This window comes from Oceanobacillus sp. CF4.6 (genome assembly GCF_051262635.1).
GTDB lineage: Bacteria > Bacillota > Bacilli > Bacillales > Amphibacillaceae > Oceanobacillus.
Genome location: NZ_JBIMEX010000015.1, coordinates 72,626 through 87,239 on the forward strand (window position 1 = coordinate 72,626; position 14,614 = coordinate 87,239).

Genomic DNA, 14,614 nt, shown 5'->3' on the forward strand with positions numbered 1-14,614 from the left:
GCCTGTAACTCTATCCTCGCTTACCCCATAAAAAATACGCCTTATTTGGCGCTCATAAAATCATCTCTTATTAGACGTTGCAATACTCTTACATAGTACCTTTTGACTTCTTCTTTTGCTTCCAAATCATCTGTCATGAATTGCTCGTCTGTGTCGTTTACTGGTATATTCATATTAAATACTTCACCAGACCCACATTCACACGGAACAACTAAGTTATCATACTCATTGAACTCATTTTTCCTCATTATTACTCCAACCATATTATTGATCTTTTCTAATCCACAATTATCACAAACAGTAACTAATGAAGTTCCTTTTATTTCCTTAATCATGCCGTATAATTCCCCCTAAAGTAAAGAAATCCCGATGAACCTTCCCCTGGAATAGCAACCGAAAAACCATCTACTGATATATCAAAAAATGCTGGTGTTCTGTTAGAAGCAGTTGTCGTATAGCTAATTGAACTTGGTGTATATGTTTTCTTTGTTCTGAAATTAACACCCGCTAAAACAGCATTACCAGTTATACCATTACCTGCTCCACCAAGTCCCATAAAGCCTGTCTCAGACCTACTCGTAACAATCTTATTGGAATTAAGGTTGAGTATGTTTCCTGACAAGGCAACTTCTTCTGAGGATACTTCTAGGAAAGTTACATCTCCTATAATACTCGAACCGAACGTGTACGATGCAGTTCCACTAGCAAAGGTGATTTCTTTTAGAAGTGTGTCGTTGCTTTTTCCTAGTGTAATATTATTACCAACATATAAAGAAGTTGTAACATCAATACTTGTATTAGACAGTATAGATCCGGCTGTTACTGTACCTAAATTAGCAGAAAGAGCATCTAATGAAGTAACACTTATTTTGTCAGCTCCAATAGAATCAGCTTCAAGTAAAGCTGTAACTAAGTACCCACCACTAATAACTGTTGTTCCAAGCTTAGCTTTTTCAACTAAATTTTCATAAGCCACGTCACCTAAAGAATTTTTAAGGGTGTTTACTTTAGCTTGTGAGCCTGCTGTAGTTTCAAGTTGCCTAGCAGGAACAGTAGCAACGTTAGTGTAAGTTGATATATCCGTTTCAAAAGCTATACTCCATCCATCTTTAAAACTGTCAGGTGGGCTTATATGTCCCAATTGCGCCTTTTCAACAGTTATCTTAGGATAGTTCCAACTACTTGTAGTATCTTCTAGGATTATAACAACCTTACCACTAGCATCAATTGCTAACCTTACCTTGTTTACCCCATAATCTCCTTTAGAGATAAATGATTTGTTAGGAAAAGAACCACCTGAATATGCGTAAAATCCTACAGATACATCTATATCTGTGTTTCCTGTATACATATAACCCTTTATATCAATCCTCGACATATAATTATTTAGTGTTATTGGAGTGTGTATTACCATTGCGCCTGCTGCGCTATTACCTCCATTTATACCTGCTAAATTATTAAATGTTTTTACGTTTCCATAATCATTTATATCTACATATTTCTTTGCATTTGTTTCTGCTGTAGATGCAGCACCATCAGCATGAGCTTTAGCACTACTTTCGGCACCATCAGCTTTTGATTGAGAGCCTGTAGGAGTTTCTTTTGTAGTTGGATCATAGTTAGCATCAAAACTTGTACCTGATCCTATTGTCACTCTAGCTGCATTTAAAACTCCAGTTGTTATTTTACCAGCATCTAAGTTTCCTATTTTAGCATTTTGAATTGTTCCATCTGCGATTAAAGCATTAGTTATTGCTAAATTAGCAATTGCATTAGTGCCAAACTGAGCTGCTACCCATGATGAACCATCAAATCGATATATACGATTATCATCATCTGTATCAAACCAGACGTCATTAGTCTTTTTTCCGCTTGTTGAAGGTTGAGTAGCTGAGTAAAACACTGTATTTTTTCCGTCTGCGGTAGCTTGGGCGTTACTGATTGCTTGATCTACGTCCTCTGGGGCAGGTGTCCAGTCGGTTGCTTTGTTGCCTTTTTCTAGTTTAATCCAATTATAAACTCGTGGGAACGTGGTGTAATCACTCGGATAAACTGCCAAATAGAGAAATTCTGTATCTGCACCAGTTATAAATGTTTCCCCGCTCTTATGATTAACTTTCGCAAACGTGTATCCATCAGCAAAGAACGCAGGTTTATAGGGATGTTCATAGTACCTTATTCCTTTATCAGAATCGCTTATATAAGACAGTATATATTCAGTATTAGGAGATACCTTAATTACATATCCACCCAATTCAGTAGAATCAACTAACGCCGTAATCTTATATCCTTCTACAATGACATCCGTTCCGTCGTACCTATACATAATTTCATTAGGGTTTACTAAATTCCTTACACCAATCTCAATCGCATCAACCTTATCCTGTGCCCCTGCCTTATCCTCGATATCTACTGCAGGACGACCATCTACATATACAACATCATTAGCCGTGTTTTCACTTGTCACATCACCAATCTTAACCCAATCTGCACTACTAAACGTAGCACTACTGGACTTTGTAACAGATGACCGATAAACAGCCCCGTTATTATCCCATAAATCGCCTGTGTCATATGGAGTAGTAGGTGTGTCGACAAACACTCTACGCTTACCATCAGCGGTATCTTGTGCATTTGCTGCATCTTGTAGAGCTTTAGCGATTCCCTCGTCGCGAACTAGTGTCCATTTATAAACAGTACCGTCAAGCATGAATCTGTAGCTATAACCGGAACTGCTATCATAGAATAAATCACCAATGTGCCTGTTTTGTTCGTCGGTTGTCGTCCATTCCATTGCCGGCATATTATTCAATGTCGGCTCATGATCATAAAAATGGGATTGAATCTGATTGTCAATCTGTGCTTGGATATTAGCTACATCACTATCATACGTTATTGCATCCACATAATTGGTCAACTGACTATCTGTATAGGCTGTTGCAGCCGCCTCTGCTTCGCTCGCTTTCGTTTCAGCATGTTGTTTAGCTTCAGCAAGTTTCGCTGTATCTGCATCAATCCTCGCTTGTTCTTCAGTCGTTACAATACCGTCTGCGTGTGCTTCCGCTTTCGTTTGCGCAAGGTTAGCTTCAGCAAGAGCATATTCTTCGGCTGCAAGTTGCGCTGCATCTGCTTTGGTTTTGGCATCAAGCGCTGCTGCATCTAATGTGTTTGTGTCCTTAGTATCGATTTCCGATTTGGTATATGTCGTGGTCAATAGTTCATCAGATATTCGCTCATCGATAATCGGCTGTAACTTTAACCATTGTGCTTTAATTTCATCTTCGGTAAACTCTTGAAAATCTCCCAGTTCAATATCTTTAATATTTTCTTGTACAATGTCACGATCTTGATAAAATATCCGTGCTTCCATGTATAGTGAAGGTTCAAATGCACTATCCTTAATCCGGATTGTATCGCCAAAACGTTGAACTTTATTTTCATGACCGGAAACGTTCTCTAAGTCTGCTATTCCTCCAGAATAAGTCACAACAGCATTAATTCGCTTATCTAATTCTTCCCTTCCAAGTAACTGCATTTGCTGTGTGACATATTGCAGGTTCTGTTCTCCAACTTGAGAAGGTAGTCCCTCGGGAGTAAAGGGTTTAATGATATGCTGTCCGTCTCTTCCCCACCTTACCAGCGCATCTGCATCTTCAATAAGCACTTCTAGTCGCTGACCGTTCTCTTGCTTTGGTCCGACTACTAAAAGGGCGGTAACTATTTCATCTGTACGCACATTACGTTCCAATTCAAGTAAATCCCGACCAAACTCAACAGTGCGACCCTGCCAGTCACCTACTCTTTCCAGAAAATCCACATATCTTTTTGCTACACCATTATTGTCAATAGCAACCCTAAAATTTAGTTCTGTGTTCGATTTTTTTGCAATCTCTTTCAACATAGCATAAGGGTTTGTATAATCCGTAGCCTCAATTGAAATTACCATGTCGCTTTCAACAAGACCGACCTCAAACTCGGTTGTGTTCAATAAATCTTTAGCAACCGCTCTGACAGACATATCCGAAAAAGACTGCGGTCTTATGACTGCTGCGGTACTAAGTGTTAAAAAGTGCGCATTTGCGTAGACTTCTCTGTAAACACCATTGCTATTATGCCTCGAAGCATCCTCATTGATAATAAACTCACGATATTCCCCTTTATTTTCGTCAGGGATGATGATATGATTCCGATCCGTTAAAAACTTACTGAATTTTTCATTATTGAACGTTCTGAAGTCAAACGTTTCTTGATAATCGATTAAACTTCGTTTGTGACTATTTTCTATAACCTTGTCGAACGTAATGAAATCTAAAACTTTATCCGTTTGTTTATCAGTGATAAATATCATGCTCTCACCTCCTTCCTAATGATGCTTATTGCTATATGCCAAATCAACGGAATATGCGCCTGAAGGATGTACAATCAAGTTGTTATCCCCTTGATTGAGCGTGAAGAAGTCACTCCCGAAATCTAAATCTGGATAATACTCTCCGTTTAGTAAAACTTCACCTTTTTTGTTATCAAACGTCAATTCGTCACCTGCTCCAACAAGGTACTTCGGCTCTTCCGGTGTTGTATCGTTGTAGCGCCAAAATTTAATATCTTTTAACCGCATTGCTCCGTAATTTGTACCGGAATACATACGCATTCCTACTTGTATTTGCGTAATCGGATTTTGATATTCATTTTGTTTATCGGTATAAACATAATCCCCACTTACCCAGGTATGTTTGCCGTCACTATTAATTAAAGCGAAGTAAGGGCGTATTCTATCACCGTCACGATGTATCCGTAATATTCCCTGGAAATTATTCCATTTCGTTAATGAATCTGGTTTTCGATAATAATCATATCTGTTTGTTTGTGTGCCCAATTGAAATTTACCTTGTACTTGACTTAAATCACGCCACACATCCTCAATTCCTATTTTCGCAACCGTATCGTTATTAGCATCTAGTAGATAAATTTCTAACATTCCTAACATATCGTCTGTCCTGTTTTCAGGAATGTTTAATAAAGTTACAAGTGCATCCATTCGGAAATTTTGTAACGCTGTACCAATATTCCGTTTTATAGATGGTCCTTGCCATCCTTGTGGATCTATCGGTGTACCTACCGTGTTGATTGTAAAATAACCGTTTTCGACCTTCATGTCTCCGGATACAACACCATTATCAATGGTATTAGCAACATTCCATCCGGTCAGCGTACTACAGTCATCATGCAATATTAATGTTTGCCTATCTACGGGTATTTCAGATGCTGTTGCCGGTTGTCCTATTGCAATATACTTATCCGTTTCCGTATTTTGTATCATGGCAAATGTTTGCTTAGATAATGCTGTTAGCCTAAATGATGGATGAGTAGGTACTTCGCCATAATATCGGACATTCGTGTAATCAGATGGGAATGTTGCTGTTAGTTCAGGACCGTATTTGTATGGATCAGGACAAATGATAGTTATCTGACCTTGGTGCATAAAATTATACTCATTGTTCTCACTTGTTGCTTCTGGTACTCCAAAATAAGTGATATAAGGTTCATCTGGAAATACTATAGGAACAGGTTCACCAACGGATAATATTCCGTTCAATTCGTCTATTTTAATGCGCAATCCCTCTTTGTCCATTTCTCTTATATCAGCTTCTATTTCTAGTAGTCTAACAGGTTTCTTTTTTTGTGTTAGGTGAGCCCCGTCCATACTAGGGATAGTCATTAAAGTTAATTCACTTGATGAAATACCTCTCCCTTTTATTGATTTTATTTTAAGATATGGTGCTAGATCAATTCCGTTAAAAAGCAAGTTATCCCCTCCTAAAAGACTCTTTAATTCTCATATCCCTGTCCATATTTTCTTTCACTGGTTTCCATATAACTTTACCAACACGATGACCATCAATAATTACATCAGACGGTTCTATCTTTATACTTTTTCCGCCAGGCTTGTATGGTCCATTATGTTCAGCTGGCACAACAGCCTCACCTTTATGGATCATAGCCAGTCCATCTTGAGCAACAAAGTTTGTCCCTACGTCAAGGCTAGGGATATTAGGGATACTGGGGAATCCAATGTCCATAGTCTTGCCGCCGAATTTTGGCACCCAATCAGGAATCTTAGGTGTAGTTATACTAATACTACTAAGTGCATTTAGCATTCCATTTATTGCAGCAATAACACCGTTAATTGCGCCTTTGATTGAATCAGTAATGCCTGTCCATATTTTGTCTGTAGTAGATTTAATTCCATTCCATACGTCTGATATGATATTTTTAATACCATTGAATACGCTCGAAACCTTGCTTTTAATTCCATTCCAGATGCCACCTAGTGTGGATTTAATTCCATTCCAAACACCTGATGTAACACTTTTGATTGTGTTCCAAATGGTTGTTATAACGCTTTTTATAGCGTTGAATACCGTTGATACATTGTTTTTAAGATTGTTCCATCTATTTTTTACAAAATCTACTAAGGCAGAAACAATCGTAGTGAAAAATGACTTGATTCCATTCCAGATGTTAGTTATTAAATCCTTAACAGCATTAAAAGCATTCGTTGTATTTGTTTTAAGGTTTTCCCATCGTTGTTTTACAAAGCTCACAATCGCTTCTATAACAGTATTAAAGGTGTTTTTAATTCCTTCCCATATCGTAACGAAAAACTCTGCTATAGCGCTAAAAACCGTTGTTGCTGTTTCTTTTATCCAAGTCCATGAGGTGCTCCATGTTTCTTTAACCCATTCTAGGCTCGTGTTAAATATTTCCTTTATCCACTCCCAGGTGGCAACAAAAAACTCACCTATCGCCGTAAATACGGTAATGGTGAGTTCCTTCACGGTTTCCCAATTAAATATAACGATTGCAACTAAAGCCACAACGGCAGCTATTATCATTCCAATAGGACTAACCAGAAATAGAATGGCAGCCCCTATCGCTGAAAAGACAGGCAACAATGCCATGAAGCCACTTATGGCCATTCCAACAAAAATTAACAACGGTCCGATTGCAGCTACTAATCCCATTACAATTAAAATTACCTTTTGTACGGTTGGTGAAAGATTTGTAAACCATTCGCCTACTGATTTAACAGCTTCTATCAATGGCGGAAGATATTCTTTCGCTAAATCTAAAAATATTTGGCCCAGCGGTTCCAAGGCTTCCATTGTTTGGTTCTTTAATATCCCGAACTGATCACCAAGTGTCTGTGTATCTTCTGCGGCAGCTCCTATGGTTTCTTTACTTGAACCTAGAGTTTCTAGTAAATCTTCAACCTCAAAACGACCTTCTCTAATTGCCGCCGCCATGTCTGGTCCAGCTCTTGCGCCGAATAATTCAATAGCTGCAGCATTGGCTTCGGATGTGCTGCCTGCATTTTTAACTGCTTCGATTGTCTTTTGTAGTCCTTCTTCTGCATCGATACCATCTTTCGCCATTTTTCCAAGCGCTTGACGCATAGATCCCATGACAAGTTCAGCGTTTACCCCTTCTTTTTCAAACTTACCTAAAAGAGCTGCAGATGTTTCAAAGTCGAAACCCATTTGACGTAAAGGAGCGCCAAACTGGACCATCTTATTCATTAGGTCCGTAACACCGATACCGGTTGTTTGGGAAACCTTCCAGAAGTAATCCATTGTACCTGCCTGGTCTTCTACTGCAATACCCCAATCGCCAAATGCACGTGTTCCACTTGCAATTAGTCCTGGAACCTCTTCCCCGGCTACCCTGCCCAAATCTAGGAATTGAGTTGTTAAATCTTCCAACGGTTTACCTGTTTGTCCTGTACGTGTATTTAAATCAGCTAGTGCGTTACTAACTTCATCTGCGCTTTCAGGTACATTGGTAAATACATTTTTAAAGTTCTCTTTCAGAGCTTCCAAGTCTTCCCCTGTTGCCCCTGTACCTGCTCGAATGGCGCTGTACGCTTGGTCCATTTCATTGGCAGCCGCAAATGCTACCGTACCAAGTCCAAGTATTGGAGCCGTTAGTCCAGCAGACATCTTCTTTCCGGTTCCTTTTAGTTTGTTTGCGGTGCCGTCAAGGGTTTTCTTCATGTCCTTGAGCCCTTTATTAATTCCTTTTTGGTCAAGGGCAGAATCAATCGTTATTTTCCCATCAGCCATTCAATTTCTCACCTGCCTTTACAAACGCATTGCCTATACCATCAAATTGACTGTCCATGCGAGAAACTTTTTCTTCATCCGTGAGTAATGAATACTTATCTTTCATTTGTTTAATCTCTGCTCGATGTTTTTCGTTACCTTTGGTTGCCTTAGGAACTTCCATCGTTCTGTAATGAACAACCTTCATGAAAGAAGTACCTTCACTTAATCCATTTAATAGTGCGAGAAACTTTTTCCAGTGAAGTTTTCCTTGTTGTTCAATGAGATCCATTCCATAGTCCATAAAAAAAGAAGCGTATATACGCTCCGCATCAACTTTAAAGTCATAGGCTTTTTCATCCGGTGGTTTTGTTGGTTGCCCTTCTGCTTGTTTAACCGCTTGTTCTTGCTTTTTATCTAAATCAATATCAATAAATTCTTTCATAATATATTTAAAAAGATCGTATTGCTCTTCAAAGTTCAGATCTTCTATTTTGCTATAGTCAAATAAGAGCATTTCAAGACCTGTAAGGACTTTTTCATGTTCCGGAAAGGAATCATTCTCGAACAATTCGAAAAGCTCCAAGATGTTATCAAATGTCATATCTACATGTAATACGTATCGACTGTATTTAAATTTGTCCTCTAATTCTTCGGTTAAAAACATAGGTTATCTCTTTTTCTTCTTGGTGTATTTCGCTTTCTGTTTATCGAGATCTTCTTTCTGCTTTTCATTTAAATAATCAATGACCTGGAACAACACATCTGCCATGTTGTTTATAGATGGTCCTGTTTTTGGATATATATTATCGAATGCCCCTTTGCCTAATACGCTATCTGTAGCCTGTTTAGTTAATTCTTTCACCTCGTCCAGACCTTTTTCTATTTCTTCTGCAGTTGCATCTTCCGACATGTCTAGGATTTTATCAGCTTCTTCTTTTAGCTTGTGACCTTCTAGCATGTATGATTTTAACTTGTTATCGTTTAAATCAATTTTGTATACTTCGCCTTCTATTTCAACTTCTTCATAGCTCTTTTTGACTGTAAACTGTTTCATGATTTATCCTCCTTAATAAACAAAAAGAGCCGCAAATGCGACCCTATTTTTTATTGTCATCCTTTTGAATGAATACTTTTTTGTGCGTTTTGTGAATGGTAGATAATACTTTGATGCGCTCTTGAGATGGACTGTAATCACCTTTTGGGTAAGTATCCCCTGGTTTATACCTTTTGTTATGATCTTGAACATCAACAAATCTGTGCAAAACTTTATACATTTTGAATCCCCTCTACTTTCATTTCAATTTATACTGCAGGTGTTATTGTTGGTTTGCCATTAATATGAACAGCTACCGTTATTTCTCCTTTAGCAATTGCATCTCCACCACCGCCGGTTATTTCAGCAAATGTTGCAGGTCCCTCAATGATTACTCCGCTCGGCAATGTCCACCTGAAAGGAGCTTCTCTTCCTGCTCCTAACTCAAATTGCTTACTAAAGATATAGTCTTGTGCTTCATCCCCGTAAAAACGATGACCGGAAAAGTTAAGCGTTAATTGACCGCCCATTACAGTAGTAGTTAACCAACCATCTGAATCCAAATAAGCCGTCTGATCGTTTTCTTCATTGGTTGCAGGTTCAAAGTTGGAGAAACCTTTTGCCAATCGCGAGTATAATATTTCTTCCGTTGTTGCATCTGTTCCGGTACCTATTTCAAATGTGTGCTTTGAATTTATTAATAGACCTTCTGCCATTTCTAATTTCCTCCCTTGATATATAATTCAGCGTTATAAATTGCAGTCCATAACACGCCGTATGATGTTTTCTGAACAAAGTTTGGTGTTGTGGTGCATTGCATTGAAATCAAATTAAAAGAGCCATCACTCGATGTGATAGCTCCGTTCGATAGGTTATCTAATTGACTTGTTAATTGATTTAAAGAATCATAAGCAAATACGTTGCTTTGATTGTGTACTAACATTTGAAATGAGAAAGGATATATCTTTCCTTCTTCCATATAGCGCTCATTGATGTTACTTGGTGCTGGTCTAATAGCGACAGAATTACCATCTTCTTTATATAATCCAATCTGTATGATGGAAGGTGTGAACGGCAATCCCTCTTGGTATTCTTTTAATCTGTCTAGAAAATCCATGTCACACCCCCTACAATTTACTCTTTGTCGCTTTATTCGCTTGATCTATCCAATCATCACGCTTTTCAGCTTTAGCAACTTCATACCATAATCCCTGGGCATTTGGATTTTTATCTTTCGAAAAGGTATACTGCGGATTGTAATATAATTTTCTAGCGTATGGCGTTTCCCATACTAGCTCACCTTTACCAACCTTAGAATGTAATAAAGCGCTTCTTTCTAAATGATGTTCATCTGTTGGTACATAGTAGTTACTGTCCTTGATAACCGCATTATCCAGTACGTATTGACCAAATCCAAAAGCGCCGTCTACTTTCTTCGCTACTGTTGAATAATTGAAATTAACCTTTACATTAAACATATTAATTCAACTCGATTTCATAATGATGAATTTCCGGACCGAATGCATAGAATGGTTTAACATCTACTACTTCCCGGGGAATCTCTCGGAATATCACCCTGTCACCCGGTTTAAAGTCAGGGAAAACAGTGGAATGTTTTCTATCCACAATTAAAACATGGCTGATAGCTGTTCCTTCTGAATTACTTCCTCTTTGCAGTCGGCTTGTAGCTTCTACTCGAACATTCTCAATAGCGATTGGTTCATCATAGGTACTATCCCAGCCGTCATCACCTAGGTTCTTTTCATAGTCTACATTGTGGATTAATAACTTTTTCGGAATAGCTCTAACCATGATAAGTACCTATCCCCGAATAAATTAAACCAGCTGTCGATAGATGACTGATTACATCCGTTGGCACTTTTACACCGCTATTGGATGAATAACTAAACGAACCGACATTTACACTAGCCATACCTTCGGACTCCATAACGGCATCATAACCGCCATTCATGGCATAGTGTTCTACCAGGACGGCGGTTGCCATTTTTAATTGATTCAGTTGAAATGCGGATAAGGTAGATTCGTCAATCCGATAATGAGTTAATCGATCAATAACGTCACTTGCTCGCTGTGCTGTTCTATTGAATTCCGCCACATCATCGATGGGTGTTCCTAAATAGGTGTCGTCATAATAGGTTTTATCTATATACAATTAAAAGCACCCCCTATTTAGAGGATGCTTTCGTAGTAGTTGCTTTCTTAGGATCTTCTTTCGCTTCTTTAGCTTCGTCTTCTTCCCTTTTGCGTTCTTCCTCTTCCTTGGCTTTTTGTTCTGCTTCCTTCTCGGCGGAATCATCAATCTCATAACCTTTATTTTCAAACCATCCAATTAACCATTTATCTTCTGTCTCTGCTTCACCTTTAACAAAAGAAACACCAGCACTAACGCCAGTGTAATCTTTATTAGGTGCTTTAATTTTAGCCAATAGTAAAACCTCCTTATTGTATCTTCAGATTTCTTAAAACTCCAGCTTTTCTTGTAGCTTTTAATGCTACTGCTGCAACCATTTCAACTTCACCAGATTTAACGGCTCCTGGCGCATTAAAGTCAGGAAGGAATGTGCGAATCACACCGTTTCCAGTAGGTGAAACCCCGTGAAAACCATCCATGCCTAGTCCAGCTGCATAAAGGTCAGTTAATCCAGTTTCAGCAACAGTGGCAACAGTACGATCTACAATAGGAGAAACCGGAACAGTAGCTGTCCCATTATAGAAGTATCCAAGGTCTACCAATGGAATACCGTCATATCCAGTTACAGTACGCCCGAATCCGTCTTCTGAAGATGTTAGGTATCCAGCACGACGGGCAACAGACTTAATCTTCGTGATTAGTTTGCTGTTACCAAAAAGAGCCGATGGACGACCATCTAGTTCTGAAAGGTAGTCATCAATCAAATCAAGTAGTGCGTGTTTATTAGAATCAAGTCCAGATTCAGTAGAAAGGTCAATAACTGCATCTGTATTAACTTCCGTGCTTGAGCCTGCCAACGCTTTATCTAGCCCATCAAACGCATTCGTATCAACAGCAGAATCGCCATTAATGATTGTGTGATGGAATAGGTTAGAAGCACCTTTTATTTTTTGCTGCATCTGGAAATTCATTTCATTAATTTGACCGCTAGTATCTTGAATAACACGGTCAATATTAAACGATCCACCAAAGATTTTAAGTTCAACTGCTAATTTCTCACGGTCTGCTTCATTTGCTGTAAATTCGTTATTAAGTGCACGGAAACCGGCAGTAGAAGGTGTTTTCAATCGTTGGTACCCGTATGTTAATGTGCTACCGCCTGTACCTGGTGAAACTGCATTATCGAATGTTAATGAATCTAATAAAAATGATGCACGACGAAACTCATCGATTACCATTTGATCTACTTTGTCGGCCATACCGACCTTTGCTTGTTCTAGTGTAATTGGCATTTAAAATCACTCTCCATTTATTATTTTTGGTTGAATTTTTGCGCTAGCGCATCGGCTAGGCTTGTAGGCTCTCCGCCCGTTGGCTTTGTGTGTGTACCTGTTGTAAAAGTCGGTTTTGGTGGTTCGGTTGGGTCAGTTTCTTCCTCAAACAAATAAGGATCGCTTTCTTTGACCGTTTTTAATTGTTCCTCTAACCCTAGCAATTTGTCACCATCTAGTTTGATAGCTTCCGTATCTAATAGAGCCTTAACCGCTTTAGGATTTCTAACCTTTGCAGAAGTAAGTGCATCTTTCAAAGAGAAATCAAAAGATTGTTTCTTGATTTGCGCTTCGTAATCATCTGTAATCTTCTGGTTGTCTGTTTTCAACTTCTCAATCTCAGTAGTTAAATCTTCGTTTCCTGTTGCTTTCGTTTTTAGCGTTTCTAGCTGTGTATCACGTTCTCCAATCGTCTTCTTGTAATCATTCTTTTCTTTGTTAACTGCGTCAAACTTATCTTTTGGAATGTAACTTCCATCTGAAACGACAGCTAACTTATTGTCCCCTGCTTTTTCTGTAACCTGACTGTACAATTCCTCGCCCAACAATTCTTTTAAATCCATTTATTTCACTTCTCCTTATTAGTTGTTTTTAGTCATAACCCTCTGACCATAGGATTGCGTTTCTTTATGGTGTCTAACCTTTAAAAAGACACGGCAAAAAAGCCTTTCTTTTACATCCTGGCAAACAGATGAGATAGATAGATCACCGCCTTCCTACCCGAAGTATTCTTGCTTATTATTCTGCTCCAACTTGTTCACCTTTTCAGCTAGAGCGAAAAAATTATGATGCAATCCCATTATTTCCTTTTCCATTTCTAGGATTTTCTTTTCTAATTCATCGATTTTCTTAGACATGCAGCAACCTCCTATCGAATCTGTTCACGACTGATTTTCCTTGTTCTGCCGGTATCATTAATAAATGCCCTCATGTTAGCTTGCTTGTCTTTCAATCGTTCCTCTGCATCATTAATGCCGTATGCATCGCCTATTTGCATCATCATTGCAAGTTCACGCTTAGAGCTTCGTACATTTCTCTCAAGCAACCTCTGTTTTTGGCTCTGCTCATATACCTTATCGTTTTCTTTCTTGTTTCCAGGCTCATATGTTTTCTTAGAGATTCCTTCAATGTATGGATACTGTACATGTCCGCAATGGACCCCGAAAAGTCCGTCAGCATCTCCCATACTCGTTTCGCTTAAAGGCGGATATTTATTACTTTCGCCACTTCTCGAATATATTTTACCTTGATATGGTTCGCAACCAGGTCTAGCTCCTGCATGACTAGATACCTCGACTAAATCAACTCCATATTCATCCATCCTGCCGTCTTGCATCTCTTTTGCTACATTATTACTTGTGGACCTCATAACCATGTTCACATATGCTTCTGTATTCCATTCACGACCTGACCTGTCAATCAATGCAGGAACACCACCATTAGCCAGTTCCCTGATTGCTTCCCTTTGCGCTTGTTGCGCTGATGTAACGCCAGATAACACCTTACCAGTCGTTTGATTAATAACATCAAGGTATTTCTGTTTAGATTGTTCTATTAGCGTTGTATTGGTTAGATTTAGACTGCTCTTCGCTTGTTGTTCATAAGCTGATAAGATGTTTTTTAATGCCCCACTGTCCTTTGCGCCTTCTGGTGGAGTTAATAAAACACCTTTTTCAGCACCTTCTTTCATAACGCCTTCTATTTCATTTACTGATTTGTAGCCAACACCCGTAACCATCTTTTCAATTTCTTCTACAGCTACACCGGATTTTTTAGCAATGGTCTTAATGTTTTCCTCGCTTAAAGAATCCAATTGTCCAAGCTGATTTAATTGCCAGGACTGTATCTTCTGAATATCTCCATCTTTCTCGATATCGACAAGCAAGCTGTTGTCTTTCGCTAGTTTCTTAGCAATATTGGTTAACAGTTGGTCCTCGATAGATAAGTAAACATCAGAAACAGGCTTGGAAAACTTCTGTAGCGTTTCTTTATCCAT

Annotated in this window: 17 protein-coding genes; all 17 read right to left on the minus strand. The window is 38.7% G+C overall.

Annotated elements, in window-relative coordinates:
- Window positions 1-41: 41 nt before the first annotated feature.
- The 17 genes from ACHABU_RS18305 to ACHABU_RS18385 all read right to left on the minus strand — a co-directional run bounded on the left by ACHABU_RS18305 (window position 42) and on the right by ACHABU_RS18385 (window position 14,614).
- Window positions 42-335 carry a hypothetical protein gene (locus ACHABU_RS18305; RefSeq protein ID WP_435766404.1) on the minus strand — a complete coding sequence of 98 codons (294 nt, stop codon included), beginning with the start codon at window positions 333-335 and terminating at the stop codon, window positions 42-44.
- Window positions 332-4,348 carry a phage tail spike protein gene (locus ACHABU_RS18310; RefSeq protein ID WP_435766405.1) on the minus strand — a complete coding sequence of 1,339 codons (4,017 nt, stop codon included), beginning with the start codon at window positions 4,346-4,348 and terminating at the stop codon, window positions 332-334. The genes ACHABU_RS18305 and ACHABU_RS18310 overlap by 4 nt, the downstream gene beginning before the upstream one ends.
- A 15-nt stretch (window positions 4,349-4,363) precedes the next feature.
- Complete coding sequence (locus ACHABU_RS18315; protein ID WP_435766406.1) at window positions 4,364-5,803, minus strand: distal tail protein Dit; 1,440 nt, start codon at window positions 5,801-5,803, stop codon at window positions 4,364-4,366.
- A gap of 1 nt (window position 5,804) precedes the next feature.
- On the minus strand, window positions 5,805-8,120 hold the full coding sequence (locus ACHABU_RS18320) for a phage tail tape measure protein (protein ID WP_435766407.1): 2,316 nt from the start codon (window positions 8,118-8,120) through the stop codon (window positions 5,805-5,807).
- On the minus strand, window positions 8,113-8,766 hold the full coding sequence (locus ACHABU_RS18325; RefSeq protein ID WP_435766408.1) for a Gp15 family bacteriophage protein: 654 nt from the start codon (window positions 8,764-8,766) through the stop codon (window positions 8,113-8,115). Before ACHABU_RS18325 ends, ACHABU_RS18320 begins: the two co-directional genes overlap by 8 nt.
- A 3-nt stretch (window positions 8,767-8,769) precedes the next feature.
- Entirely contained in the window at window positions 8,770-9,156 is a 387-nt protein-coding gene (locus tag ACHABU_RS18330; protein ID WP_435766409.1) for a hypothetical protein, read from the minus strand.
- 43 nt (window positions 9,157-9,199) lie between these two features.
- Window positions 9,200-9,376 carry a hypothetical protein gene (locus ACHABU_RS18335; RefSeq protein WP_435766410.1) on the minus strand — a complete coding sequence of 59 codons (177 nt, stop codon included), beginning with the start codon at window positions 9,374-9,376 and terminating at the stop codon, window positions 9,200-9,202.
- 28 nt (window positions 9,377-9,404) lie between these two features.
- Window positions 9,405-9,851 carry a phage tail tube protein gene (locus tag ACHABU_RS18340; RefSeq protein WP_435766411.1) on the minus strand — a complete coding sequence of 149 codons (447 nt, stop codon included), beginning with the start codon at window positions 9,849-9,851 and terminating at the stop codon, window positions 9,405-9,407.
- A gap of 2 nt (window positions 9,852-9,853) precedes the next feature.
- Window positions 9,854-10,252: a phage tail terminator protein gene (locus ACHABU_RS18345; RefSeq protein WP_435766412.1), complete on the minus strand. Its 399-nt coding sequence runs from the start codon at window positions 10,250-10,252 to the stop codon at window positions 9,854-9,856.
- Between the two features lie 10 nt (window positions 10,253-10,262).
- Window positions 10,263-10,613, minus strand: a complete 351-nt coding sequence (locus tag ACHABU_RS18350) for a minor capsid protein (RefSeq protein ID WP_435766413.1) — start codon at window positions 10,611-10,613, stop codon at window positions 10,263-10,265.
- Between the two features lies 1 nt (window position 10,614).
- Complete coding sequence (locus ACHABU_RS18355) at window positions 10,615-10,947, minus strand: putative minor capsid protein (protein WP_435766414.1); 333 nt, start codon at window positions 10,945-10,947, stop codon at window positions 10,615-10,617.
- On the minus strand, window positions 10,940-11,308 hold the full coding sequence (locus ACHABU_RS18360; protein ID WP_435766415.1) for a hypothetical protein: 369 nt from the start codon (window positions 11,306-11,308) through the stop codon (window positions 10,940-10,942). The genes ACHABU_RS18355 and ACHABU_RS18360 overlap by 8 nt, the downstream gene beginning before the upstream one ends.
- Before the next feature lie 13 nt (window positions 11,309-11,321).
- Entirely contained in the window at window positions 11,322-11,582 is a 261-nt protein-coding gene (locus ACHABU_RS18365; RefSeq protein ID WP_435766416.1) for a hypothetical protein, read from the minus strand.
- Window positions 11,583-11,595: 13 nt separating this feature from the next.
- Window positions 11,596-12,579, minus strand: a complete 984-nt coding sequence (locus ACHABU_RS18370) for a major capsid protein (RefSeq protein ID WP_435766417.1) — start codon at window positions 12,577-12,579, stop codon at window positions 11,596-11,598.
- A 20-nt stretch (window positions 12,580-12,599) separates the two neighbouring features.
- Window positions 12,600-13,181, minus strand: a complete 582-nt coding sequence (locus ACHABU_RS18375; protein ID WP_435766418.1) for a phage scaffolding protein — start codon at window positions 13,179-13,181, stop codon at window positions 12,600-12,602.
- A 153-nt stretch (window positions 13,182-13,334) separates the two neighbouring features.
- Entirely contained in the window at window positions 13,335-13,475 is a 141-nt protein-coding gene (locus ACHABU_RS18380) for a hypothetical protein (protein ID WP_435766419.1), read from the minus strand.
- Between the two features lie 11 nt (window positions 13,476-13,486).
- Complete coding sequence (locus ACHABU_RS18385) at window positions 13,487-14,614, minus strand: phage minor capsid protein (RefSeq protein ID WP_435766420.1); 1,128 nt, start codon at window positions 14,612-14,614, stop codon at window positions 13,487-13,489.

What these genes read in the sequence shown, in the direction of transcription:
- ACHABU_RS18305 (WP_435766404.1), bottom strand. Translation starts at nt 335, where the DNA reads ATGATTAAGGAAATAAAAGGAACTTCATTAGTTACTGTTTGTGATAAT.
- ACHABU_RS18310 (WP_435766405.1), bottom strand. Translation starts at nt 4,348, where the DNA reads ATGATATTTATCACTGATAAACAAACGGATAAAGTTTTAGATTTCATT.
- ACHABU_RS18320 (WP_435766407.1), bottom strand. Translation starts at nt 8,120, where the DNA reads ATGGCTGATGGGAAAATAACGATTGATTCTGCCCTTGACCAAAAAGGA.
- ACHABU_RS18325 (WP_435766408.1), bottom strand. Translation starts at nt 8,766, where the DNA reads ATGTTTTTAACCGAAGAATTAGAGGACAAATTTAAATACAGTCGATAC.
- ACHABU_RS18330 (WP_435766409.1), bottom strand. Translation starts at nt 9,156, where the DNA reads ATGAAACAGTTTACAGTCAAAAAGAGCTATGAAGAAGTTGAAATAGAA.
- ACHABU_RS18335 (WP_435766410.1), bottom strand. Translation starts at nt 9,376, where the DNA reads ATGTATAAAGTTTTGCACAGATTTGTTGATGTTCAAGATCATAACAAA.
- ACHABU_RS18340 (WP_435766411.1), bottom strand. Translation starts at nt 9,851, where the DNA reads ATGGCAGAAGGTCTATTAATAAATTCAAAGCACACATTTGAAATAGGT.
- ACHABU_RS18345 (WP_435766412.1), bottom strand. Translation starts at nt 10,252, where the DNA reads ATGGATTTTCTAGACAGATTAAAAGAATACCAAGAGGGATTGCCGTTC.
- ACHABU_RS18350 (WP_435766413.1), bottom strand. Translation starts at nt 10,613, where the DNA reads ATGTTTAATGTAAAGGTTAATTTCAATTATTCAACAGTAGCGAAGAAA.
- ACHABU_RS18355 (WP_435766414.1), bottom strand. Translation starts at nt 10,947, where the DNA reads ATGGTTAGAGCTATTCCGAAAAAGTTATTAATCCACAATGTAGACTAT.
- ACHABU_RS18370 (WP_435766417.1), bottom strand. Translation starts at nt 12,579, where the DNA reads ATGCCAATTACACTAGAACAAGCAAAGGTCGGTATGGCCGACAAAGTA.
- ACHABU_RS18375 (WP_435766418.1), bottom strand. Translation starts at nt 13,181, where the DNA reads ATGGATTTAAAAGAATTGTTGGGCGAGGAATTGTACAGTCAGGTTACA.
- ACHABU_RS18380 (WP_435766419.1), bottom strand. Translation starts at nt 13,475, where the DNA reads ATGTCTAAGAAAATCGATGAATTAGAAAAGAAAATCCTAGAAATGGAA.
- ACHABU_RS18385 (WP_435766420.1), bottom strand. Translation starts at nt 14,614, where the DNA reads ATGGATAAAGAAACGCTACAGAAGTTTTCCAAGCCTGTTTCTGATGTT.